The sequence below is a fragment of the Streptomyces sp. NPDC104226 genome, assembly GCF_055584085.1.
On the sequence record NZ_JBVJMS010000014.1, the window covers coordinates 111,283 to 131,620 of the forward strand.

At 71.5% G+C, this 20,338-nt stretch carries 23 protein-coding genes; 12 read left to right on the forward strand and 11 right to left on the reverse strand.

Features of this window, described 5'->3' with window-relative positions; translation table 11 throughout:
• Positions 1–84 precede the first annotated feature (84 nt).
• Complete coding sequence (locus ACZ60J_RS34955) at positions 85–2,106, forward strand: ATP-binding protein (RefSeq protein WP_469688203.1); 2,022 nt, start codon at positions 85–87, stop codon at positions 2,104–2,106.
• A 167-nt stretch (positions 2,107–2,273) separates the two neighbouring features.
• On the opposite strand, the gene ACZ60J_RS34960 is transcribed toward ACZ60J_RS34955, so the two are convergent.
• Entirely contained in the window at positions 2,274–2,459 is a 186-nt protein-coding gene (locus tag ACZ60J_RS34960; RefSeq protein ID WP_250740159.1) for a DUF5999 family protein, read from the reverse strand.
• Positions 2,460–2,614: 155 nt separating this feature from the next.
• Here ACZ60J_RS34960 and ACZ60J_RS34965 point away from each other — a divergent pair, with 155 nt between their 5' ends.
• Positions 2,615–3,052 (forward strand): SRPBCC family protein, encoded by a 438-nt coding sequence (locus tag ACZ60J_RS34965; RefSeq protein ID WP_469688204.1) that lies wholly within the window; start codon positions 2,615–2,617, stop codon positions 3,050–3,052.
• An 85-nt stretch (positions 3,053–3,137) separates the two neighbouring features.
• On the opposite strand, the gene ACZ60J_RS34970 is transcribed toward ACZ60J_RS34965, so the two are convergent.
• On the reverse strand, positions 3,138–4,367 hold the full coding sequence (locus ACZ60J_RS34970; RefSeq protein WP_469688205.1) for an acyl-CoA dehydrogenase family protein: 1,230 nt from the start codon (positions 4,365–4,367) through the stop codon (positions 3,138–3,140).
• A 195-nt stretch (positions 4,368–4,562) separates the two neighbouring features.
• Between ACZ60J_RS34970 and ACZ60J_RS34975 the strand changes: the two genes are divergently transcribed.
• Positions 4,563–5,207: a TetR/AcrR family transcriptional regulator gene (locus ACZ60J_RS34975; RefSeq protein ID WP_469688206.1), complete on the forward strand. Its 645-nt coding sequence runs from the start codon at positions 4,563–4,565 to the stop codon at positions 5,205–5,207.
• 24 nt (positions 5,208–5,231) lie between these two features.
• On the opposite strand, the gene def is transcribed toward ACZ60J_RS34975, so the two are convergent.
• Entirely contained in the window at positions 5,232–5,801 is a 570-nt protein-coding gene (def, locus tag ACZ60J_RS34980; protein WP_469688207.1) for a peptide deformylase, read from the reverse strand.
• A gap of 123 nt (positions 5,802–5,924) precedes the next feature.
• Here def and ACZ60J_RS34985 point away from each other — a divergent pair, with 123 nt between their 5' ends.
• The 6 genes from ACZ60J_RS34985 to ACZ60J_RS35010 all read left to right on the forward strand — a co-directional run bounded on the left by ACZ60J_RS34985 (position 5,925) and on the right by ACZ60J_RS35010 (position 11,226).
• Positions 5,925–7,163, forward strand: coding sequence for a MurT ligase domain-containing protein (locus ACZ60J_RS34985; RefSeq protein WP_382979814.1), 1,239 nt, complete (start codon positions 5,925–5,927; stop codon positions 7,161–7,163).
• Positions 7,164–7,182: 19 nt separating this feature from the next.
• Positions 7,183–7,911, forward strand: coding sequence for a type 1 glutamine amidotransferase (locus ACZ60J_RS34990; protein WP_469688208.1), 729 nt, complete (start codon positions 7,183–7,185; stop codon positions 7,909–7,911).
• A gap of 193 nt (positions 7,912–8,104) precedes the next feature.
• Positions 8,105–9,133, forward strand: coding sequence for a 6-phosphofructokinase (locus ACZ60J_RS34995; RefSeq protein WP_469688209.1), 1,029 nt, complete (start codon positions 8,105–8,107; stop codon positions 9,131–9,133).
• 132 nt (positions 9,134–9,265) lie between these two features.
• Positions 9,266–10,210, forward strand: coding sequence for a cytochrome c oxidase assembly protein (locus ACZ60J_RS35000; protein ID WP_469688321.1), 945 nt, complete (start codon positions 9,266–9,268; stop codon positions 10,208–10,210).
• Between the two features lie 32 nt (positions 10,211–10,242).
• A complete protein-coding gene (locus tag ACZ60J_RS35005; protein ID WP_250740168.1) occupies positions 10,243–10,401 on the forward strand; it encodes a hypothetical protein in 159 nt (52 codons plus the stop codon).
• Positions 10,402–10,515: 114 nt separating this feature from the next.
• Complete coding sequence (locus ACZ60J_RS35010; RefSeq protein WP_469688210.1) at positions 10,516–11,226, forward strand: lysophospholipid acyltransferase family protein; 711 nt, start codon at positions 10,516–10,518, stop codon at positions 11,224–11,226.
• A gap of 42 nt (positions 11,227–11,268) precedes the next feature.
• Here the strand turns inward: ACZ60J_RS35010 and ACZ60J_RS35015 are convergent, their stop codons facing one another.
• The 7 genes from ACZ60J_RS35015 to ACZ60J_RS35045 form a co-directional block, all read right to left on the reverse strand.
• Entirely contained in the window at positions 11,269–12,957 is a 1,689-nt protein-coding gene (locus ACZ60J_RS35015; protein WP_469688211.1) for an alpha/beta hydrolase, read from the reverse strand.
• Between the two features lie 232 nt (positions 12,958–13,189).
• A complete protein-coding gene (locus ACZ60J_RS35020; protein WP_469688212.1) occupies positions 13,190–14,002 on the reverse strand; it encodes an urease accessory protein UreD in 813 nt (270 codons plus the stop codon).
• Positions 13,999–14,703, reverse strand: a complete 705-nt coding sequence (gene ureG, locus ACZ60J_RS35025; RefSeq protein WP_469688213.1) for an urease accessory protein UreG — start codon at positions 14,701–14,703, stop codon at positions 13,999–14,001. Before ureG ends, ACZ60J_RS35020 begins: the two co-directional genes overlap by 4 nt.
• 107 nt (positions 14,704–14,810) lie before the next feature.
• Positions 14,811–15,485, reverse strand: coding sequence for an urease accessory protein UreF (locus ACZ60J_RS35030; RefSeq protein ID WP_469688214.1), 675 nt, complete (start codon positions 15,483–15,485; stop codon positions 14,811–14,813).
• A 16-nt stretch (positions 15,486–15,501) separates the two neighbouring features.
• Positions 15,502–17,223, reverse strand: coding sequence for an urease subunit alpha (locus ACZ60J_RS35035; protein WP_469688215.1), 1,722 nt, complete (start codon positions 17,221–17,223; stop codon positions 15,502–15,504).
• Positions 17,216–17,527: an urease subunit beta gene (locus tag ACZ60J_RS35040; protein WP_469688216.1), complete on the reverse strand. Its 312-nt coding sequence runs from the start codon at positions 17,525–17,527 to the stop codon at positions 17,216–17,218. Before ACZ60J_RS35040 ends, ACZ60J_RS35035 begins: the two co-directional genes overlap by 8 nt.
• 14 nt (positions 17,528–17,541) lie before the next feature.
• Entirely contained in the window at positions 17,542–17,844 is a 303-nt protein-coding gene (locus ACZ60J_RS35045; protein WP_469688217.1) for an urease subunit gamma, read from the reverse strand.
• Positions 17,845–18,140: 296 nt separating this feature from the next.
• On the opposite strand from ACZ60J_RS35045, the gene ACZ60J_RS35050 reads away from it, so the two are divergent.
• Positions 18,141–18,539, forward strand: coding sequence for a VOC family protein (locus ACZ60J_RS35050; protein ID WP_469688218.1), 399 nt, complete (start codon positions 18,141–18,143; stop codon positions 18,537–18,539).
• A 19-nt stretch (positions 18,540–18,558) separates the two neighbouring features.
• Here the strand turns inward: ACZ60J_RS35050 and ACZ60J_RS35055 are convergent, their stop codons facing one another.
• Entirely contained in the window at positions 18,559–19,017 is a 459-nt protein-coding gene (locus ACZ60J_RS35055) for an ATP-binding protein (protein ID WP_469688219.1), read from the reverse strand.
• A 197-nt stretch (positions 19,018–19,214) separates the two neighbouring features.
• Between ACZ60J_RS35055 and ACZ60J_RS35060 the strand changes: the two genes are divergently transcribed.
• Positions 19,215–20,102, forward strand: coding sequence for a helix-turn-helix domain-containing protein (locus ACZ60J_RS35060; protein ID WP_469688220.1), 888 nt, complete (start codon positions 19,215–19,217; stop codon positions 20,100–20,102).
• Positions 20,103–20,114: 12 nt separating this feature from the next.
• Entirely contained in the window at positions 20,115–20,336 is a 222-nt protein-coding gene (locus ACZ60J_RS35065; protein ID WP_469688221.1) for a DUF397 domain-containing protein, read from the forward strand.
• Positions 20,337–20,338 lie beyond the last annotated feature (2 nt).

A 20,338-nucleotide genomic window follows, 5' to 3' on the forward strand; every position in this document is an offset into this window, starting at 1 on the left:
AATACTTCCGTGTTCGGTGAGTACTCGGTCAACAACAATCAGGCAGATTCCGCGGGCGGCGATCCTGCACCAGACTCTGGCGCCGTGACGGGAAACCTGCCGCCGGAAACGGCGAGCTTCGTGGGCCGTGAGCGTGAACTCGGCCTCCTGTCCGACCTGCTGCGCGAGAAGCGCCTCGTGACGCTCACGGGCGTCGGCGGCGTCGGCAAGTCCCGGCTGGCCCTGCGGGCCGCCGCCGACCCCCGCCAGCGCCGGCCCGACGGGGTGTGGTGGGTGGAGCTCTCCCCGCTGCGCGACGCCGAGCTGCTCACCGCCACCGTCGCGCACACCATCGGCCTCGCCCACCAGTCCCCGCGCCCCCTGGACGAGGAACTGTGCGCGTGGATGGCCGACAAGGAACTGCTGATCGTCCTCGACACCTGCGAGCACCTGGTGGCCGCCTGCCGGCACCTGGTGGGCGAACTCCTGCAGTCCGCACCGGGCCTGACGGTGCTGATCACCACCCGCGAGCCGCTCCACACCCCCGGGGAGCACCTCGTCGAGGTCAGCCCGCTGCCCAGCGACGGACCCGAGAGCGACGCCCTCGCCCTGTTCCGGGCCCGCGCCCTCGCCGCCACCCCGCACGCCGCGGCCGCCTTCGCCGACCCGGACCGGGCGGCCCTGGCCGCCGACATCTGCCGCCGCCTGGACGGGATCCCGCTCGCCCTCGAACTGGCCGGCGCCCGGATGCGGCTCTGGACCCTGGAGCAGATGACCAAGCGCCTCGAAGGCCGCTTCGACCTGCTCTCCGGAACCACCACCGCCCGGCTCCCCCGGCACCAGACGATGCGCACCGCCATCGGCTGGAGCCACGAACTGTGCGAACCGGTCGAGCGGTTGCTGTGGGCCCGGCTCTCCGTCTTCACCGGGGACTTCGACGTCGCCGCGGCGCGCGCCGTGTGCTCGGGCGGCCCCCTGCCCGCCGCGCGGGTGGAGCGGGTGCTGGCCGGCCTGGTGGCGAAGTCGGTGGTCCGGTGCAGCAGGGAACGGGGCGCGGGCGCCCGCTACCGGCTGCTGGACACGATCCGCGAGTACGGGCAGGACTGGCTGGCGGAACTCGGCGAGGAACGGGTCGTCGCCGACCGGCACGCCCACTGGTACGCCGCCCTCTCCAAGGCCGCCGATCCGGGATGGATGGGTCCCGGCCAGCTGGACTGGTACCGCAGGATGACCGCCGAGCACGCGCAGCTGCGCACCGCCCTGGAGCACCTGCTCCGCTCGGATCCGACGGCGGCCCTGGAGACGGTCGGCGCCCTCTGGTTCTTCTGGTTCTCCTGCGGCCACGTCAGTGAGGGCCGGTCCTTCCTGGAACGGGCCCTGAGCAGGGGCCCGCGCTCGGGGGCCGCCTACGTCCAGGCCCTGTGGGCGCTGGGGATCACCACCATGCTCCAGGGCGACCTGGCCACGGCCGAGGAGCTCGGCACCGTGTGCACCGCCGCCGCGGCCGCGCTGGCCGACCCGGAGCCGGAGCTGCGCGCCGCGTACCTGCTCGCGGTGTCGGTGCTGATGCCGGGCGATCCCGTACGGGCCCTGGCGCTCGCCGGGCCCCGGGCCCGCGGGGGCCACGGCGGGAGACCCACCGGCGTGGGCTGGCTGCTGTGCCGGCTGGCCACCGGCTACGCACTGTGCGACCTCGGCCGCTTCGAGGAGGCCGAGCGGGAGGCGCGGGGCCTGCGCGAGGCCTGTGCGGAGCTGGGCGAGCGCTGGCTGCGGGCGTACGCGGACTACATCCTGGCCGTGGCGGCGTTCGGGCTCGGCCACCACGGAGAGGCGGCCCGGCACGCGCGGGCGATGCTGTCGGGCAAACGGCTGCTGGGCGACCGCTTCGGGATCGCGCTCGGTCTCGACCTGCTGGCGGCGGCGGTGGCGGCCATGGGAGACGGCGAGCTGGCGGCCCGGCTGCTGGGCACGGGGCACGCCTGGTGGCGCACGGTGGGGCGGCCCCAGATGGGCTCCCCGTCGCTCGCGGCCTTCCGCGACGAGGGCGAACGGCAGGCCAGGGCGGCGATCGGCGACGAGGCGTACGAGAGCGCCTTCCTGGGCGGGGCGGCGGCGTCCACCGGCTGAGGCCCACCCCGCGGGGGGCGGTCCGGGCCGGTGGCGCCGTGACGTAACTCCTGGGCTCCCGTCAGTACGGGAGGGGTCTGCCCGACGGTGTGCGCAGATCCAGGTCTCGGGGTGCGGGCTTGGGAACGGGCTTACGGATCAGCTGCTGGCGCATGCTGCCTCCTCGCTCAGACCAGGGCCGGGCGGCGGGGTTCCACCGTGCGGCCGTCGGGGAGCAGTTCACCTGTGTCGTCGAATACCACGGCGCCGTTGCAGAGCAGGTTCCAGCCCTGTTCGGGGTGGAAGGCCACGGTGCGTGCGGCGTCATGGTCGACGCTGTCGGCGGACGGGCAGGGGGGCTGGTGGGAGCACATGGCGCACCTCCTCGCAGTGTGGGGCGGGAAGGCCGGTGGTCACCCGGTCGAATCCGCGATCCACGGTGGCGGTGAGTATTACTGATCGCCACCCCCGGGCGGAACCCATATTCGCCGCCCAGTTCAGGGTGTGTATGCCCGCTTACGATGCGCTCATGCCCGCTATCCGGATCATTCGCCACACACTTCTCGGCCCGGAGGAGGCGTGGAAGAGGCTGACGGACTGGGAACGCCACGGCGCCGCCGTCCCGCTCACCCGGGCGATCATCGAAACGCCTCCTCCGACGCACACCGGGACCCGTTTCACCATGCGTACGGGCGTGGGAAGGGTCACGTTCGACGACCCCATGGAAGTCACCCTCTGGCGGCCCCCTCGGGACGGCTCGGCGGGGCTGGTCCGGCTCGTCAAGCACGGCCGCGTGGTCCTCGGCCGGGCGGAGATCGAGCTCCGCCCCTGGCCCCAAGGAGGCTGCGAGGCCGAATGGCGCGAGGAACTGCGCGTACGCGGCCTGGGCCGCCCCTTCGACCCCCTGGTGGCGGCGGCCGCCCGGGTCTTCTTCACGCGCGCCCTGGACGCCCTCCTGCGCCCCTGAACGCCCCGCCGGCCCCCACCCGGACGGAAAGGGGCCCGGAACCGCCTCACGGCGTTTCCGGGCCCCTTCTCGCCCGAGCCCCGCGCTAGCGGATCGGCATGCCCGAGAGGGTGCGGGCGATCACCAGCCGCTGGATCTCGCTCGTTCCCTCGAAGATCGTGTAGATCGCGCTGTCGCGGTGCATGCGCTCCACCGGGTACTCGCGGGTGAAGCCGTTGCCACCGAGGATCTGGACCGCCTGGGCGGTGACCTTCTTGGCGGTCTCGCTCGCGAACAGCTTGGACATCGAGCCCTCGGCCGAGGTGAAGGGCTTGCCCGCGACCGCCATCCAGGAGGCCCGCCACACCAGCAGCCGGGCCGCGTCGATGGAGGTCCGCATGTCCGCGAGCTGGAAGGCGACGCCCTGGTTGTCGATGATGGGCCGGCCGAACTGCGTACGGGTCTTCGCGTAGTCCAGCGCCACCTCGTACGCGGCGCGCGCCGTCCCGACCGCCATGGCGCCGACGGCGGGTCGGGAGGCCTCGAAGGTGGCCATGGCCGCGTTCTTCACGCGCTCCCCGCCACCGGCCTTGGCCCGCTCGTGGGCCCGCGCGAGCCGCTCGTCCAGCTTCTCCTTGCCTCCGAGCAGGCAGGAACCGGGGATCCGTACGTCCTCCAGCACCACCTCCGCGGTGTGCGAGGCGCGGATGCCGTGCTTCTTGAACTTCTGCCCCTGGGTCAGTCCCGGGGTGTTCGGCGGCACGATGAAGGAGGCGTGTCCCTTGGTGCCCAGCTCCGGGTCGACGACGGCCACGACGATGTGGACGTTGGCGATGCCGCCGTTGGTCGCCCAGGTCTTGGTGCCGTTCAGCACCCACTCGTCCTTGGCCTGGTCGTACACGGCGCGGGTGCGCATCGCGCCGACGTCGGATCCGGCGTCGGGCTCGGAGGAGCAGAAGGCGGCGACCTTCACGTCGTCGGGGGTGCCGTACATCTGCGGGATCCAGGTGCCGATCTGCTCCTCGGTGCCGTTGGCGACGACGCCGATGGCGGCGAGCCCGGTGCCGACGATCGACAGCGCGATGCCCGCGTCGCCCCAGAACAGCTCCTCCATGGCCATCGGGATGCCGAGGCCGGTGGGGTCGAAGAACTGCTGGGCGTAGAAGTCGAGGGAGTAGATGCCGACCTTGGCGGCCTCCTGGATGACGGGCCACGGAGTCTCTTCGCGCTCGTCCCATTCCGCGGCCGCGGGGCGGATCACGTCGGCGGCGAACCCGTGGATCCAGTCCCGGACCTGCTTCTGGTCGTCGTTCAGCTCCATGGTGAACTCCGCCATGTCCCCTCCAGCTTTCGTCTCGCCTGCCACACAAGAGGTTACCTGCGGTAACCCTTACTTCGACTCCAGTCTGTTACCGGCTGGTAAGCACTGTCAAGCAGCGTCGATGACGGACCGCCGATGAGATCACCGGGGTGTGCGGGGTGTTACGTTGCGTGGGCCTCAGGACAACGCAAGGGCGGGGAGAGACACGGCATGGAGACCACACGGCAGTCCGGCGAGCCGGGAGCGGGCGAGCGCCGGCGGCGGGAGCTGCTGGAGGCCGCCGACCGGGTCGTCCTCAGGGACGGCCCCAAGGCGTCCATGAACGCCATCGCGGCGGAAGCCGGGATCACCAAACCGATCCTCTACCGCCACTTCGGCGACAAGGCCGGCCTCTACCAGGCCCTGGCCGTCCGGCACACCGACGCCCTGCTCGACTCGCTGCGCGCGGCCCTCGACGCCCCCGCCGAACGGCGCAGCCGGGTGGAGGCCACCCTCGACACCTATCTCGCCGCGATCGAGGCACGCCCCCAGGTCTACCGCTTCCTCATGCACCCGGCCGAGGATTCCCAGACCCCGGAGCGCGGCTTCGACGTCGGCCTGCACTCGGCCCCGCTGCTGCGCCGCCTGGGCGAGGAACTGGCCCAGGTGATCGGCGAGCGCGTGGACCTCGGCCCCGGCGGCGAACGCCTGGCCCGGGTCTGGGGCCACGGCATCGTCGGCATGATGCACGCGGCGGGCGACTGGTGGCTCGGCGAACGCCCCTGCGCCCGCACGGAACTGGTCAGCGCCCTCACCGACCTCCTGTGGGGCCGTCTCGCCACCGCAGGCAACCGCCCGGACGGCCCGGGCTTCTGACGATCCCGCCCCGCCGGGCAGCGCTCACTCCCCCAGCGCGTGGATCCCGGCGGTACCCCAGTCGGTCTTCCGGATCTGCCTGCGCAGCTTGCGCGCACGCAGCCCCGTAACCCGCTCGGCATAGACGACACCGTCCAGGTGATCGCACTCGTGCTGCAGGCACCGCGCGAAGAACCCGCTCCCGGAGATCCGTACCGGCGCCCCGTCCGAGGTGACGCCCTCGACGACGGCCTCGTCGAAACGGACCGTGGACGCCTCCAGCCCGGGCAGGGACAGGCACCCCTCGGGGCCGGCGAACTCGTCCCCCTCGGCGGACACCAGCCGCGGGTTGACGATGTGCCCGACGTGGCGGACGTCCTCGTCGTCGGGGCAGTCGTATACGAACACCCGCTGCCCGACGCCGATCTGGTTCGCGGCGAGGCCGACGCCCTGGGCGGCGTACATCGTGGCGAACATGTCCTCGATGAGCCGGTCGAGGGCCGGACCGAACTCGGTGACCTCCGCGCAAGCGGAATGGAGCACCGGGTCGCCCAGCAGGCTCATGGTGCGGACGATTCCGGAGGTACCGGGGAGGGGGCGGGGGCGCTGTCGCATGGCCGTAAGGGTACGACGGGCGACTATATGAGGAGATCTTCGGCAGACCGGGGGCGCCGCGGTCGGGGCGCGGGCAGGTCATGGATAGGCTGGGGGCGACCGACGCAAGGAGGACAAGGGACGATGGCAGGCAACACAGAGCCGCTTTCGCCGCGGGCCAAGCTGGCCGTGACGGCGGGCAAGGCCGCGGCGGCGGTGTCGCGGGCCGCGGGACGCGGAAGCGGATCGGTGATCGGGGGCAAGGTCGCACTCAAACTCGACCCCGATCTGCTCGGGGCGCTCGCGCAGCATCTCGACGTCGTCCTCGTCTCGGCGACGAACGGCAAGACCACGACGACCCGGCTGATCGCCGAGGCCCTGCGGGCCAGCGGCCCGGTCGTCTCCAACGCGCTGGGCGCGAACATGCCCGCGGGCATCACCTCCGCCCTGGCGGGCGGCTCGGACGCCAAGTACGGCGTCATCGAGGTGGACGAGAAGTACCTGGCCGGAGTGGCCCGGGACGTCACCCCCAAGGTGATCGCCCTGCTGAACCTCTCCCGCGACCAGCTGGACCGCGCCGCCGAGACCCGCATGCTCGCGGAGAAGTGGCGCGAGGGCCTCTCGGGTTCCAAGGCGGTCGTCGTCGCGAACGCGGACGACCCGCTGATCGTGTGGGCCGCCTCCTCCTCGCAGAACGTGGTGTGGGTCGCGGCCGGCCAGGAGTGGAAGGACGACGCCTGGTCGTGCCCCTCCTGCGGTGGCGTCATGCAGCGCCCGGGCGACGACTGGTTCTGCGGCGAGTGCGGTTTCCGGCGCCCCACCCCCAGCTGGGTGCTCTCCGGCGACCACGTGCTCGACCCGCACGGCAGCGCCTGGCCGATCAGCCTCCAGCTCCCGGGCCGCGCCAACAAGGCCAACGCGGCCACCTCGGCCGCCGTGGCAGCCGTCTTCGGCGTTCCGCCGCAGGTGGCGCTGGAGCGGATGTACCAGGTGCAGGCCGTCGCCGGACGCTACGACGTGGTGAGCTTCCAGGGGCGCGAACTGCGGCTGCTGCTCGCGAAGAACCCGGCCGGATGGCTGGAGACGTTCTCCCTCATCGACCCGCCGCCGACCCCGGTGATCCTGTCGGTCAACGCGCGCGGTGCGGACGGTACCGACACCTCGTGGCTGTGGGACGTGGACTACCCGCGCCTGGCCGGCCACCCCATCTTCGTGATCGGCGACCGCAAGCTGGACCTCGCGGTCCGCCTGGAAGTCGCCGGCCTGGACTTCCGGGTGTGCGAGACCCTCGACGAGGCCGTGCAGCTGGCGCCGCCCGGACAGATCGAGCTGATCGCCAACTACACCGCCTTCCAGGACGTGCGCCGCCGCGTCGGCAACTAGTACCCCTAAGGACAAGAGCATGAGCGACAACAGCCTGCGTCTGGTGTGGGTCTACCCCGACCTGCTCAGCACGTACGGAGACCAGGGCAACGCCCTGGTCGTCGAGCGACGGGCCCGCCGGCGCGGCCTGGACGTGCAGCGCGTGGACGTGCGCAGCGACCAGCCGATCCCGACCTCGGGCGACATCTACCTGATCGGCGGCGGCGAGGACCGCCCGCAGCGGCTGGCCGCGGAGCGGCTGCTGCGCGACGGCGGTCTGGAGCGCGCCGTCTCGAACGGGGCGATCGTCTTCTCCGTCTGCGCCGGGTACCAGATCCTGGGGAAGGAGTTCGTCAACGACGTCGGCCAGCGCCAGGAGGGCCTCGGCCTGCTGGACGTGGTGACCGTGCGCGGCGAGGGCGAGCGGTGCGTCGGCGACGTGCTGGGCGACATCGACCCGCGGCTCGGACTGCCGCAGCTGACCGGCTTCGAGAACCACCAGGGCGTCACGCACCTCGGCCCGACGGCCAAGCCCTTCGCGCGGGTCACCATGGGCCGGGGCAACGGCACCGGTGACGGCACCGAAGGCGCGTACAACGACACGGTGTTCGGCACGTACATGCACGGTCCCGTGCTGGCGCGCAACCCGCTGATCGCGGACCTGCTGCTGAAGCTGGCCCTCGACGTGAACGCGCTGCCGCCCATCGACGACCGCTGGTACGAGGCGCTGCGCGCCGAGCGGATCGCGGCTGCCACGCAGCCCGCGTAGCGGTCCTTCGCGACACCTGGCGTTCGGCCCGGATCCCCCTGGGGGGATCCGGGCCGACGTGCGTTCGTACCACTAATCTGACCAGCATGTGGAGGATGGTTCAGTCCACCCTCGATCCGCTTGTAGGGTGCTGGTAGTTCCAACCGGACGACGTGGTCCGGTCGTCGGCCCACGTTGCAAAGGTCCTCCTGCCATGCGCATTGGTGTGCTCACTTCCGGAGGCGACTGCCCCGGGCTCAATGCCGTCATCCGCTCCGTCGTGCACCGCGCCGTCGTCGACCACGGGGACGAGGTCATCGGTTTCCACGACGGCTGGCGCGGCCTCCTGGAGTGCGACTACCGCAAGCTCGACCTGGACGCCGTCAGCGGCATCCTGGCCCGCGGCGGAACGATTCTGGGCTCCTCCCGGGTCCAGCCCGCCCATCTGCGCGACGGCGTGGAGCGGGCCCGCGGCCACGTCGCCGATCTCGGTCTGGACGCCATCATCCCGATCGGCGGCGAGGGCACCCTGAAGGCCGCGAACCTGCTCTCGCAGGGCGGTCTGCCCATCGTCGGCGTCCCGAAGACGATCGACAACGACATCGCCTCCACCGACGTCACCTTCGGCTTCGACACCGCCGTCGGAGTCGCCACCGAGGCGCTGGACCGCCTGAAGACCACCGCGGAGTCCCACCAGCGCGTGATGGTCGTGGAGGTCATGGGCCGCCACACCGGCTGGATCGCCCTGCACTCGGGCATGGCGGCCGGTGCGCACGCCATCGTCGTGCCGGAGCGCCCGTTCGACATCGACCAGCTGACGGCGATCGTCGGCGAACGCTTCGAGCAGGGCAAGCGCTTCGCGATCGTCGTGGTGGCCGAGGGCGCCAAGCCCGCCGAGGGCAGCTCGATGGCGCTGGAGAGCGGCGGCACCGACATGTACGGCCACGAGCGGTTCGCCGGCATCGGCAACCGTCTCGCCGTCGAGCTGGAGGAACGTCTCGGCAAGGAGGCCCGGCCGGTCATCCTGGGCCACGTCCAGCGCGGCGGCACGCCCACCGCGTACGACCGCGTCCTGGCGACCCGCTTCGGCTGGCACGCGGTGGAGGCGGCCCACCGGGGCGAGTTCGGGATGCTCACGGCGCTGCGCGGCACGGAGATCGAGATGGTGCCGCTCGCGGACGCGGTGCAGACGCTGAAGACGGTTCCGGCCGAGCGGTACGACGAGGCGCAGAACGTTCTGTGATCTTTCCCCCCTTCTGCGTGTCACTCCCTTAATGGGCGCCCCCGGACGATTTCCCGCCCGGGGGCGGCATTACTGTGGTGGGGCACCGCAGTCAAGGGAGTGAAGAGATTGAGTTACCTCGCGCACGGCACCATGGACATGCACGACATGCACATGGACCTGCCGCCCTTCACTCTCGGGCGCGGCCTCGCGTTCTCCTTCGACGCCTTCTTCCTGATCGGCTCGCTCCTGGGCCTCGGCCTGTACGCGTGGGGCGTGCTGCGGCTGCGGGCACGCGGGGACGCCTGGCCGGTCGGCCGGACGGTCGCCTTCGTCATCGGCGTGCTGAGCGTGGCCCTGGTGATGTGCACCAAGCTGAACGACTACGGCATGGTCATGTTCAGCGTGCACATGGTCCAGCACATGGTGATCAGCATGCTCAGCCCGATCCTGCTGCTGTTGGGCGCGCCCGTGACGCTGGCGCTGCGTGCGCTGCCGCCGGCGGCCCGCGGCCACAAGGGGCCGCGCGAGCTGCTGCTGATGCTCCTGCACAGCCGGTACATGAAGGTGATCACCCATCCGGTGTTCACCATCCCGATGTTCATCGCCAGCCTCTACGGCCTGTACTTCACCCCGCTCTTCGACTTCCTGATGGGGTCGAAGGCCGGTCACATCGCGATGATGGTGCACTTCCTCGCCGTCGGCCTCGTCTTCTTCTGGCCGATCATGGGCGTGGACCCGGGCCCGCACCGCCCCGGCTACGTGATGCGGATGCTGGAGCTGTTCGCCGGAATGCCCTTCCACGCCTTCTTCGGCATCGCGCTGATGATGGCCAGCGAGCCGATGATCAAGACGTACGCGAACCCGCCGGCCTCCCTGGGCATCGACCCCCTGCTCGACCAGCAGTGGGGCGGCGGCATCGCCTGGGCCTTCAGCGAGATCCCCTCGGTGCTGGTGCTGATCGCGCTGGTCTACCAGTGGTACCACTCGGAACAGCGGGCCGCGAAGCGCTCCGACCGGGCCGAGGAGCGCAACGGGGACCAGGAGCTGGAGGCGTACAACTCGTATCTCGCCTCGCTCCAAGCGCGTGGCCAGTAGCGCGGGACCGCCTTCAGGCGCCACCATGGGGCATGACCGGATCCGTGAAGGCGATGGCAGTGATGACCTTCGCTTCTCTGGTGGCGATCGCCACGTATTCCGTGGCCCTCGGAAGCAACGGCTGGCTGTGGTTCGGCTGGGTCGTGCTGGGGCTGCTCACCGCGGGCATGGCGGCCTCGGGCGGTACCTGAGGGGTGCGGTACCTGAGTAGTACGGAGCAGGTACCTGAGTAGCCGCGCCCTCCACCCCCTGACGCACCGTCCGTAGGATGTCCATGACCACGGGACGTCGACGGGAGCCGCCTGGTGTTCTACCACTTGCTCAAGCACGTGATCCTCGGGCCGCTGCTGCGGCTCCTGTTCCGGCCCCGCATCGAAGGACTGGAGAACATTCCGGAGGACGGGGCCGCGATCATCGCGGGCAACCACCTCTCCTTCTCCGACCACTTCCTGATGCCCGCCGTCCTCCATCGGCGCATCACCTTCCTCGCCAAGGCCGAGTACTTCACCGGGCCCGGTGTGAAGGGACGGCTCACGGCCGCCTTCTTCCGCAGCGCCGGCCAGATCCCGGTCGACCGCTCCGGCAAGGACGCCGGCCAGGCGGCGCTCCGCGAGGGGCTCGGGGTGCTGTCCAAGGGCGAGCTGCTCGGCATCTACCCGGAGGGCACCCGCTCCCACGACGGGCGGCTGTACAAGGGCAAGGTCGGTGTCGCCGCGATGGCGCTGGGCGCCGGGGTGCCGGTCGTGCCGTGCGCGATGGTCGGGACCTTCGAGATCCAGCCGCCCGGGCAGAAGATCCCCAAGATCCGCCGGGTCACGATCCGCTTCGGGCGGCCGCTGGACTTCTCCCGGTACGAGGGGATGGAGGGCGAGCGGGCCGTGCTGCGGGCCGTCACCGACGAGATCATGTACGAGGTCCTCGCCCTGTCCGGCCAGGAGTACGTGGACCGGTACGCCGCCGAGGTCAAGGCGGAGGAGGAGCAGGCACGGAAGAAGGCCCGGCGCAGGACGCGCTGAGCCTTCTCCCGTACGCGGCGGAACCGTTCCCGCCCGGTCCGGCTAGCGGATGGCCGGGAGCTCGTCGATCGCCTGCTCGTCGGCGGCCGGGGCCGGGGCGAGGAGCTTGGCGGCGACGGGGGCCGGGGCCACCGGGGTGGCGTGCGGGCCGCACGTCACGTTCTGGGCATCGACCTTGCCGGTGAGCAGGTAGGTGTCGACCCGGGTGTTGATGCAGGGGTTCACCAGGTTGGTGACACCGTGCGAGCCGGCGTCCTTCTCGGTGATCAGACGCGAGCCGGCGAGCCGCTTGTGCAGGGAGACCCCGCCCTTGTACGGCGTGGCGGCGTCGCGCTCGGACTGGACGACCAGCACCGGCGGCAGACCGCGGTGGGGGCCGACGCCGACCTCGATCGCGTTGTACTGCTTGGACTTCCAGGTCGCGCAGGGCAGGTTCATCCACGCGTTGGCCCAGGTCATGAAGGGGTACTGGGCGTGCAGCTTGGTGTTGTCCCGGTCCCACTTGGACCAGCTGGTGGGCCACTTGGCGTCGGCGCACTCCACGGCGGTGTAGACCGCGTTGCCGTTCTCCGCCGAGGCGTTGCCCGCTGTGTCGCTCATGTCGGGGGCGATGGCGTCGATCAGCGCCTGCTCGTCGCCCGCCTCGTACGCGGCCCAGGTCTGGGCGACGGGCACCCAGGAGGAGTCGTAGTACGGGGCGCTCTGGAAGAAGCCGATGAGCTCGGCCGGGCCGACGATCCCGCCGAGCGGGTTGGCCTTGGCCTTGGCGCGCAGGGCCAGCCACTTGGCCTCGACCGCGGCGCGGGTGGTGCCGAGGTGGAAGGAGGCGTCGTTCTTGGCGACCCAGTCCTGCCAGTCGTTCCAGCGCATCTGGAAGGCGACGTCCTGGCCGAGGTTGGCCTCGTACCAGATGTTGTCGCGGGACGGGTCCACGACGCTGTCGACGATCATGCGGCGCACGTGCGTCGGGAACAGGGTCGCGTAGACCCCGCCGATGTAGGTGCCGTAGGAGACGCCGATGAAGTTCAGCTTCTTCTCGCCGAGGGCGGCGCGGATGACGTCCAGGTCACGCGCGATGTTCGGCGTGGTCATGAACGGCAGCATCTCGCCGCTGCGCTCCTTGCACCCGTCCGCGTACTCCTCGGCGAGCTTGCGCTGGGCGTTCTTGTCGGCCTTGCTGTCCGGCACCGGGTCGGCCTTGGGCGCCTTGACGTACTCCTGCGGGTCGATGCAGGAGATCGGCGCGGAGTGGCCGACGCCGCGCGGGTCGAAGCCCACGAAGTCGTACGCCTTCGCGGTGTTGACCCACAGCGGGCTGTTGGTGGTGGTCCGGCGCGGGAAGCGCATGCCGGAGGCGCCCGGGCCGCCCGGGTTGTAGAGGAGCGCGCCCTGGCGCTCTTCCTTGGTGCCGGTGCTGACGGCGCGGTCGACCGCGATGTCGATCGTCTTGCCGAAGGGCTTGCTGTAGTCGAGCGGGACCTTCACATAGCCGCACTGGATGGGCGCCGCGAAGCCCCAGTCGGGCGGACAGTCCTTCCAGTCGATCCCGGCGCGCGCCGCGCGGGCGGCGGCGATCTGGGTGCCGAAGGCCTCGGCGAGCCCGCTGTCGCGGCCGGACGGGCCGGACGGGAAGGCCTGCGCGGCCGACGCGGACGGGGCGAGCAGCAGGCTCGCCGCCAGCGTGCCGGTGATCAGGGTGGCGGCGCTCCCCAGCGCCGCGTTGCGTATCACGTGGTTGTTCCCCCTGCGTCATCTGCCGCCGTGGGCGGCCTGGTTCGTGCCGGTGTGGACGTGCATCGGCATGTGCAGGGGATACTTCCGCCTGACCGGGAGCGGGCGACAGAGCGCGGAGCGGTTCTTTGCCAACCCGATATCCGGAAATGGGTGTACCGCTGAGCGGTGTCGGGTTCGTCCCGGGTTCGCAGGCCGTGGGCGGCGGGAGGGCCGTGGCCTCCCTACGGGTTCACCAACCGTGGTCGGCGCAGGCGGAGTCGAGCAGTTCGCGGAGCCGCAGGGCGTCCGGGGCCAGGGCCGTCACCAGGACGGCAGGTCCCGCCAGCGGGGTGAGCGCCGCGAACTCCCCCAGCATCCCCGCCTGCGGCGGGGCCTTGGCGAACTCCGGGTCCACCACCAGCAGCTGGCCCAGCGCCCGGTGGCCCGCGAGTCCCGCCGGACCGTCCCAGCCGCCGGGCGCGCCGGGCCCGGCGACCAGTTCCTGGTCCAGCAGCGGCTTCCCGTCCCGGGTCACCGTCAGCCGGGACCGGAGCAGGCCCGGAGCCTCCCCCGTGCGGCCGAGCACCTGCTCCTCGCGCAGCAGGAGCCGGGCGGTGGGGGCCAGTTCCGCGCGGGTGCGGACCCGCAGGTCGCTGCCGCGCACCGAGACGAGGGGCTCCGGGAGCCAGCGCACCGCCGCCCCGTCCCCGAGCCGGAGCCGTACGTCGTACCGCGCGGGTTCCCCGTGCCGGCCGGGCAGCGCCAGGGTGGCCGCCGCGGAGCGGAGCACCAGCCGGGCGCCCGGTCCGGCGGTGGCCTCGACCCTGAGGTGGTCGCCGCCCAGGGGGGCGCTCATGGCGCCGACCAGCATGACACCGGCCTCGCCGGGCCCGCCCCGGGTGCGGCGCAGGGCGAGCGGCCCCTCCCCGGCCAGCAGCGGCAGGGCGGTGGAGCCCCGCCCGTCGGCGGCGGCGCCGATCCGGGCGGTGGCGCGCAGGCCGGCGGGGGGCCGGGGGTGGGTGGGGGCCTCCGGGATCGCCTCCGGGATCGCGGTGGGGCTCACCGGGCGGTCCAGGCGGCGATCCGCTCCCGGACCCAGGCGGCCACGGGGCCCACTCCCTCCTCGCCCCGCAAGGACTGGAAGGCGACGGGCAGTTCGCCGCGCTGCTCGGCGGCGTCGCGGGCCATCCGGTCCAGGTCCGAGCCGACGTGGGGGGCAAGGTCGGTCTTGTTGACGACGAGCAGGTCGGCGGTGGTGACGCCGGGCCCGCCCTTGCGCGGGATGTCGTCGCCGCCGGCCACGTCGATGACGAAGATCTGGGCGTCGACGAGGCCCCGGGAGAAGGTGGCGGTGAGGTTGTCGCCGCCGGACTCGACGAGGATCAGGTCGAGCCGTCCGTTCCCGTGGAAGGCCTCCTCCAGTTCCTCCACGGCCTCCAGGTTGGCGGAGATGTCGTCGCGGATGGCGGTGTGCGGGCAGGCGCCGGTCTCGACGGCGCTGATCCGCTCGGGCGGCAGGACGGCTTCGCGGAGCAGGAACTCCGCGTCCTCGCGGGTGTAGATGTCGTTGGTGACCACGGCCATGGACAGTTCCGCGCGCAGGGCCCGGCAGAGGGCGGCGACGGTGGCGGTCTTGCCGGAGCCGACGGGCCCGCCGAGGCCGATGCGCAGGGCCCGGCGGGTCCCGTCGGCCCGCAGCGGCTCGGCGCTGTGGGTGTGGCGGTGCGGGAAGGCCGCGCCGCCGAGGGAGTGGTCGAGGTGCATGGGGATCTCCTTGGAACGGGGCAGGGGGTGCGGGATGGGCTGGGGGGTGTCGTCGAACTCGCGTCGTCGCCCGTAGCCGGGAGTCCGACGACACCGCCTGGGCGGGATCAAGAGGCGAACAGCCGTACCGGCCAGTCGGCATGGGCCTGAGCCGCGATGTCCAGCAGCGGCGAGGAGGCCGCGGGCAGGGTGTGGGTTCCGTCGGTGCTGGCCCGCAGTGCGGCCCGCTCCGCCTGCCGGGACACGGCGTCCAGTTCGGGGGCGAGCCCGGCCAGGACCCGGCTCGCCTCGAAGGGGTCCAGTCCGAGCAGCCGTACGGTTGCGGTGGCCGGCCCGCTCACGCTCTCGTACGCCGCCACGTGCGCGGCGTCGAGCGGCCCGAGCCCCGCCGACCGGGCGGTGACGCCGAGCACCACGGGCTGGTGCGCCCCGCGCGGGAAGGCGGCAGCGAGCGCATCCAGTTCCGCGCCGGGCCAGGTGGCGCGGGCGGCCCGCATCAGCTGGCGTCCGAGCCGCCTCCCGGCGGCGCGCAGCGCGGGTGACGGGGTCCGTGCGTCGGCGGCTTCGTCGAGGGCGGCCGGGTCGGTCCCCAGGGCGGCCGCCGCGGCGAGGGCGGCCGCCACGAGCCCGGCGGTGTGCAGCCGGCCCCGGCAGAACTCCGCCAGGGTGGCGGCGTCGTGGATCCGGCCCGCCTTGCAGGCGGCTTCCGCCCCGCCGGAGTGGGCGTGCCCTCCGGCGGGGAAGCGGCCGTCCGCGAGGACGAGCAGGGTGGCGAGGCTCATCGGTAGGCCCTTGCTCTCAGAAGAGGAAATAGCGTTGGGCCATGGGGAGTTCCGCCGCCGGGGCCGGTTCCACCACCTCGCCGTCGATGGTGACGGTGAAGGTGTCGGCGTCGACTTCCACCCTCGGCATGGCGTCGTTGTTCCGCATGTCCGCCTTGGTGACCTTGCGGGTGCTCTCGATGGCGACGAACTCCTTGCCGAGTCCGAGCCGTTCGGGCAGTCCGTCGTCGAGGGCCGCCTGGGCGGTGAAGTTCACCGAGTTGAGCCCGGGGGCCCGCCCGTAGGCGCCGAACATCGGGCGCGGCAGGACCGGCTGCGGGGTCGGGATGGAGGCGTTGGCATCGCCCATCTGCGCGTAGGCGATCTGGCCGCCCTTGATGACCAGTTCGGGCTTGACCCCGAAGAACGCGGGATTCCACAGCACCAGGTCGGCGAGTTTGCCGGTCTCGACGGAGCCGATCTCGCGGGCCAGGCCCTGGGCGACGGCGGGGTTGATCGTGTACTTGGCGACGTAGCGACGGGCCCGGTGGTTGTCGGCGGGTCCGTCGCCGGGGAGGAAGCCGCGCCGCTTCTTCATCACGTGGGCGGTCTGCCAGGTGCGCAGGACCACCTCGCCGACGCGGCCCATGGCCTGGGCGTCGGAGGAGATGATCGAGATGGCTCCGAGGTCGTGCAGGACGTCCTCGGCGGCGATGGTGGAGGGCCGGATCCGGGACTCGGCGAAGGCCAGGTCCTCGGGGACGGCGGGATTGAGGTGGTGGCAGACCATCAGCATGTCGAGGTGTTCCTCGACGGTGTTGACGGTGTGCGGCCGGGTCGGATTGGTGGAGCTGGGCAGGATGTTCGGCTCGGAGACCACGGTGATGATGTCGGGGGCGTGGCCGCCTCCCGCGCCTTCGGTGTGGTACGAGTGGATGGTCCGTCCGCCGATGGCGGCGAGGGTGTCCGCGACGAACCCCGCCTCGTTGAGGGTGTCGGTGTGGATGGCGGCCTGGGCGCCGGTCTCCTCGCAGACGGTGAGGCAGGCGTCGATGACGGCGGGGGTGGATCCCCAGTCCTCGTGGAGCTTGAAGCCGACGGCTCCGCCGCGCAGCTGGGAGTACATGCCCTCGCGGGACATGGTGTTGCCCTTGCCGAGGAGGCCGATGTTGACGGGGTGGGACTCCAGTGCGGCGAACATCCGGGCCAGGTGCCAGGGTCCGGGGGTGACGGTGGTGGCCTTGGTGCCCTCCGCGGGGCCGGTGCCGCCGCCGACGAGGGTGGTGATGCCGGAGACGAGGGCTTCCTCGATCACGGTCGGGGAGATGAAGTGCACGTGGGCGTCGACGGCGCCGGCGGTGAGGATCTTCCCGTTGCCGGAGATGATCTCGGTCTCGGGGCCGATCACCAGCGCACGGTCGACGCCGTCCATGGTGTCGGGGTTGCCGGCCTTGCCTATGCCGCAGATCCGGCCGTCGCGGATGCCCACGTCGGCCTTGACGATGCCCCAGTGGTCGAGGATCACCACTCCGGTGATGACGGTGTCGGCGGCCCCTTCGGCGCGGGTGGTGCGCGCCTGGCCCATGGATTCGCGGATGACCTTGCCGCCGCCGAAGACGGCCTCGTCGCCGGCCCGGCCGGGGCCGCCGCCGAGGTCCTGCTCGATCTCGACGAAGAGGTCGGTGTCGGCGAGGCGGATGCGGTCGCCCGTGGTGGGCCCGAAGAGGTCGGAGTAGACCTGGCGCGATATCTCAGCCATCGAGCGGCCCTCCGGTCTCCCCGCGCAGTCCGGGCACGGTGCGCAGCCCGGCCAGCGGTACGAGGTCCACGGCGACCGGGATGCCCGGCTCGAAGCGGACGGCGGTGCCGGCGGCGATGTCGAGGCGCAGTCCGCGGGCGGCCGTGCGGTCGAAGTCGAGGCCGGGGTTGGCCTCGGCGAAGTGGTAGTGCGAGCCGACCTGGACGGGTCGGTCGGCGGCGTTGAGCACGGTGAGTCGGGTGACGGGCCGGCCTTCGTTGAGGCGCACCGGGCCGTCCCCGTAGGCGATTTCGCCGGGGATCATGCGGGTACTCGCTCTCAGACGATGGGGTCGTGGACGGTGACGAGCTTGGTGCCGTCCGGGAAGGTCGCCTCGACCTGGACGTCGTGGATCATCTCGGGTATCCCCTCCATGACCTCCTCGCGGGAGAGCACGGTCCGTCCGGAGGCCATCAGCTCGGCCACCGTCCGCCCGTCGCGGGCCCCTTCGAGGATGTGCGCGGTGATCAGGGCCACCACCTCGGGATGGTTGAGGAGCACACCCCGCGCCCTGCGTTTCTCGGCCACGTCCGCGGCCACGTGGATGAGCAGTCTCTCCTGCTCGTGGGGGGTCAGCTGCACAGCAATCACCAAGCTTCCGGGACATGACCAACATCGCGCCGGGCCGACCTTATGGGCCTTCAACACTTTGTTGACCTGCGCATATCCGAGCCAAGCGTCTCTTGCCCAACGCGGGGAAAGGCTTTCCCTCCCGCCCACCGCCGCTTTGCCGACCCATGGGTGATCATTGGGAGAAGAAACGTGCCGCCACGCTAGGCGTCGCACTTTTCCGCCGAGTTAACCCACGTTTCGGGCAGGTACCCGGTTCAACTCCGTTCACCGAAGGACCCGTCCGCCGTATACGGAAGCAGTTCTCAATGAGCAGCACGTTCGTCAACCCCGTCCGCCACATCACCTTCGACGCGCAGGAGCCCTACCGGCTGGCGCAGTTCTGGTCCGCCGTGACCGGTTTCCCCATCCACCCCGACGACGAGCCGGACGACGACGAGATCCTGCTGGACCCGGGCCAGCCGGGCGTGCCCGGAGTGCTCTTCGTCCGTGTTCCCGAGGGGAAGTCCGCGAAGAACCGGGTCCACTTGGACATCCAGCCCGTGACCGGGACCCGCGACGAGAACGTCGAGCGGCTCATCGGGCTCGGCGCCAAGGTGCAGGCCGACCACCGCCGGGAGGGCGGCATGGGCTGGGTCACCCTGACCGACCCCGAGGGCAACGAACTGTGCATCGAGCGCAGCGTGTCGGAGCGCACCGAATCCTGAGGGTTCGGGCCCGACCGGCTCAGCAGCCGGTACGCGTCCCCGCCGGAGCCCCGGCGGCCGAGGCCGTCCAGGGCAGGGCGATCCACACGGTCTTGCCGCCGTCCTCGGTCGGGCTGACCGAGAGCCGGCCGCCCGCCTCCGCGGCGAGCCAGCGGATGATGACCATCCCCCGGCCGTTGTCCTGCTGGACGGCGGCGGGGAGCCGCTTGGGCCAGCGCGGGTGGCTGTCGGTGACCCCGATGCGGAGCCACTCCTCGCGCTCCAGGCGGATGTCCACGGTGAAGGTCGGCGACTGGCCGAAGGTGTGCTGTACGGAGTTGGTGGCCAGTTCCGAGACGATGAGCCGGATGCTGTCGGCCGTTTCGGTGTCCTCGGACAGTCCCCACTCGCCCAGCACCTCCGCGACGTAGCGGCGGGCGGCCGCGACCGAGGCGGGATCGCTCGGCAGAGTGACGGATGCTTCCTGGTGATCTGCCATGGCGACGGTCCCTTTCCCACCGGGGCGAAGCCGCCCCGGATCTGTGCTGGACGCCAGAGTGCCACCCATCGTCCCGCCGTTTCCGCCGATCCCTCAAGATATGCATATATCTGTCGCTCAATGCGGTGAACTCTGCTACGGAAGAGCGTATTTGGACGGCAGACTGGTGCGACCTGTGCCGGTGGAAGGAGGCGGATGTGCAGCACGGTCCCGCGGTGCGCCGGCGCAAGCTCGGCGAGGAGCTGCGTGCCCTTCGCGACCGGTCCGGACTCACCAGCGGTGAGGCGGCCCGGCTCGCGGGATGGCACCAGTCGAAGATCAGCCGCATCGAGACGGGGCGCAGCGGCGTCAAGGTGGAGGACATCAGGCTGCTGCTCGACGTCTACGGGGAGGACGTCGTGAGCGCGCAGCAGCGCGCCCTGCTGGAAGCCCTCTCGGCCTCGGCGGCGGGACCGGCCCCGGACGAGGACACCGGGCGCGGGCGCCAGTGGTGGCACGACTACCGGGGGCTGCTGCCGCAGGAGTACCGGGACTTCATCAGCCTGGAGGCGGGCGCCCGGTCGGCCCGCACCGTCGAACTGTCCGTGGTGCCCGGACTGCTGCAGACCCCGCAGTACGCGCGGGCCGTGACCCGGGCCGCGCTGGGCGGGCTGCCGGAGCCGAAGGTGGAGGCGCTGGTCGACGTACGGCTGGCACGTCAGTCCGTGCTGCGGGCGGATCCGCCGCTGGAGCTGAGCGCCGTCCTGGACGAGGCGGTGCTGCGGCGCGCGATCGGCGGGGCGGGGGTGATGGAGGAACAGCTGAGGCACCTGGTGGAGGTGGCGCGTTTGCCCCAAGTCCGGCTTCAGGTATTGCCGTTCAGCGTGGGGGGACATCTCGGCCTGACCGGACCGTTCGTCATCTTCTCATTTCCGAACATCGCCGATCTGGATGTGGTGGTACTCGACCATTTGACGAGTAGCCTCTATCTGGAGCGGAAGGAAGACCTTGAGGCGTACAGCGCCGCGTTCCGCACCATCCAGGCGCACGCCCTCCCGCCCCGCGATTCGTCGGATCTCATCAGCGCCCTCGCTGACGACGCGTAAGGAGGCACCTCCGTGTCCGCAACCCCCTTATACACAGGCGGACTTCTGAACAGCGCGCGGTGGCGGCGAAGCAGCCGCAGCACCGGAATGAACAACTGTGTGGAAACGGCCGTCCTCGGCGGCGGCCTGCTCGCCGTCCGTGACTCCAAGCGGGCGGACGGCCCGGCCGTGCTCTTCACCGGGCCGGCCTGGCACGGCTTCCTCGTCTCCGTCCGTGCGGATCTCGGGACGTAGGA

Excerpts from the sequence above, each read along its gene's own strand:
- ACZ60J_RS34960 (WP_250740159.1), bottom strand. The coding sequence starts at position 2,459 with ATGTGCTCCCACCAGCCCCCCTGCCCGTCCGCCGACAGCGTCGACCAT.
- ACZ60J_RS34965 (WP_469688204.1), top strand. The coding sequence starts at position 2,615 with ATGCCCGCTATCCGGATCATTCGCCACACACTTCTCGGCCCGGAGGAG.
- ACZ60J_RS34970 (WP_469688205.1), bottom strand. The coding sequence starts at position 4,367 with ATGGCGGAGTTCACCATGGAGCTGAACGACGACCAGAAGCAGGTCCGG.
- ACZ60J_RS34975 (WP_469688206.1), top strand. The coding sequence starts at position 4,563 with ATGGAGACCACACGGCAGTCCGGCGAGCCGGGAGCGGGCGAGCGCCGG.
- def (WP_469688207.1), bottom strand. The coding sequence starts at position 5,801 with ATGCGACAGCGCCCCCGCCCCCTCCCCGGTACCTCCGGAATCGTCCGC.
- ACZ60J_RS34985 (WP_382979814.1), top strand. The coding sequence starts at position 5,925 with ATGGCAGGCAACACAGAGCCGCTTTCGCCGCGGGCCAAGCTGGCCGTG.
- ACZ60J_RS34990 (WP_469688208.1), top strand. The coding sequence starts at position 7,183 with ATGAGCGACAACAGCCTGCGTCTGGTGTGGGTCTACCCCGACCTGCTC.
- ACZ60J_RS34995 (WP_469688209.1), top strand. The coding sequence starts at position 8,105 with ATGCGCATTGGTGTGCTCACTTCCGGAGGCGACTGCCCCGGGCTCAAT.
- ACZ60J_RS35000 (WP_469688321.1), top strand. The coding sequence starts at position 9,266 with ATGGACATGCACGACATGCACATGGACCTGCCGCCCTTCACTCTCGGG.
- ACZ60J_RS35005 (WP_250740168.1), top strand. The coding sequence starts at position 10,243 with ATGACCGGATCCGTGAAGGCGATGGCAGTGATGACCTTCGCTTCTCTG.
- ureG (WP_469688213.1), bottom strand. The coding sequence starts at position 14,703 with ATGCACCTCGACCACTCCCTCGGCGGCGCGGCCTTCCCGCACCGCCAC.
- ACZ60J_RS35030 (WP_469688214.1), bottom strand. The coding sequence starts at position 15,485 with ATGAGCCTCGCCACCCTGCTCGTCCTCGCGGACGGCCGCTTCCCCGCC.
- ACZ60J_RS35035 (WP_469688215.1), bottom strand. The coding sequence starts at position 17,223 with ATGGCTGAGATATCGCGCCAGGTCTACTCCGACCTCTTCGGGCCCACC.
- ACZ60J_RS35040 (WP_469688216.1), bottom strand. The coding sequence starts at position 17,527 with ATGATCCCCGGCGAAATCGCCTACGGGGACGGCCCGGTGCGCCTCAAC.
- ACZ60J_RS35050 (WP_469688218.1), top strand. The coding sequence starts at position 18,141 with ATGAGCAGCACGTTCGTCAACCCCGTCCGCCACATCACCTTCGACGCG.
- ACZ60J_RS35055 (WP_469688219.1), bottom strand. The coding sequence starts at position 19,017 with ATGGCAGATCACCAGGAAGCATCCGTCACTCTGCCGAGCGATCCCGCC.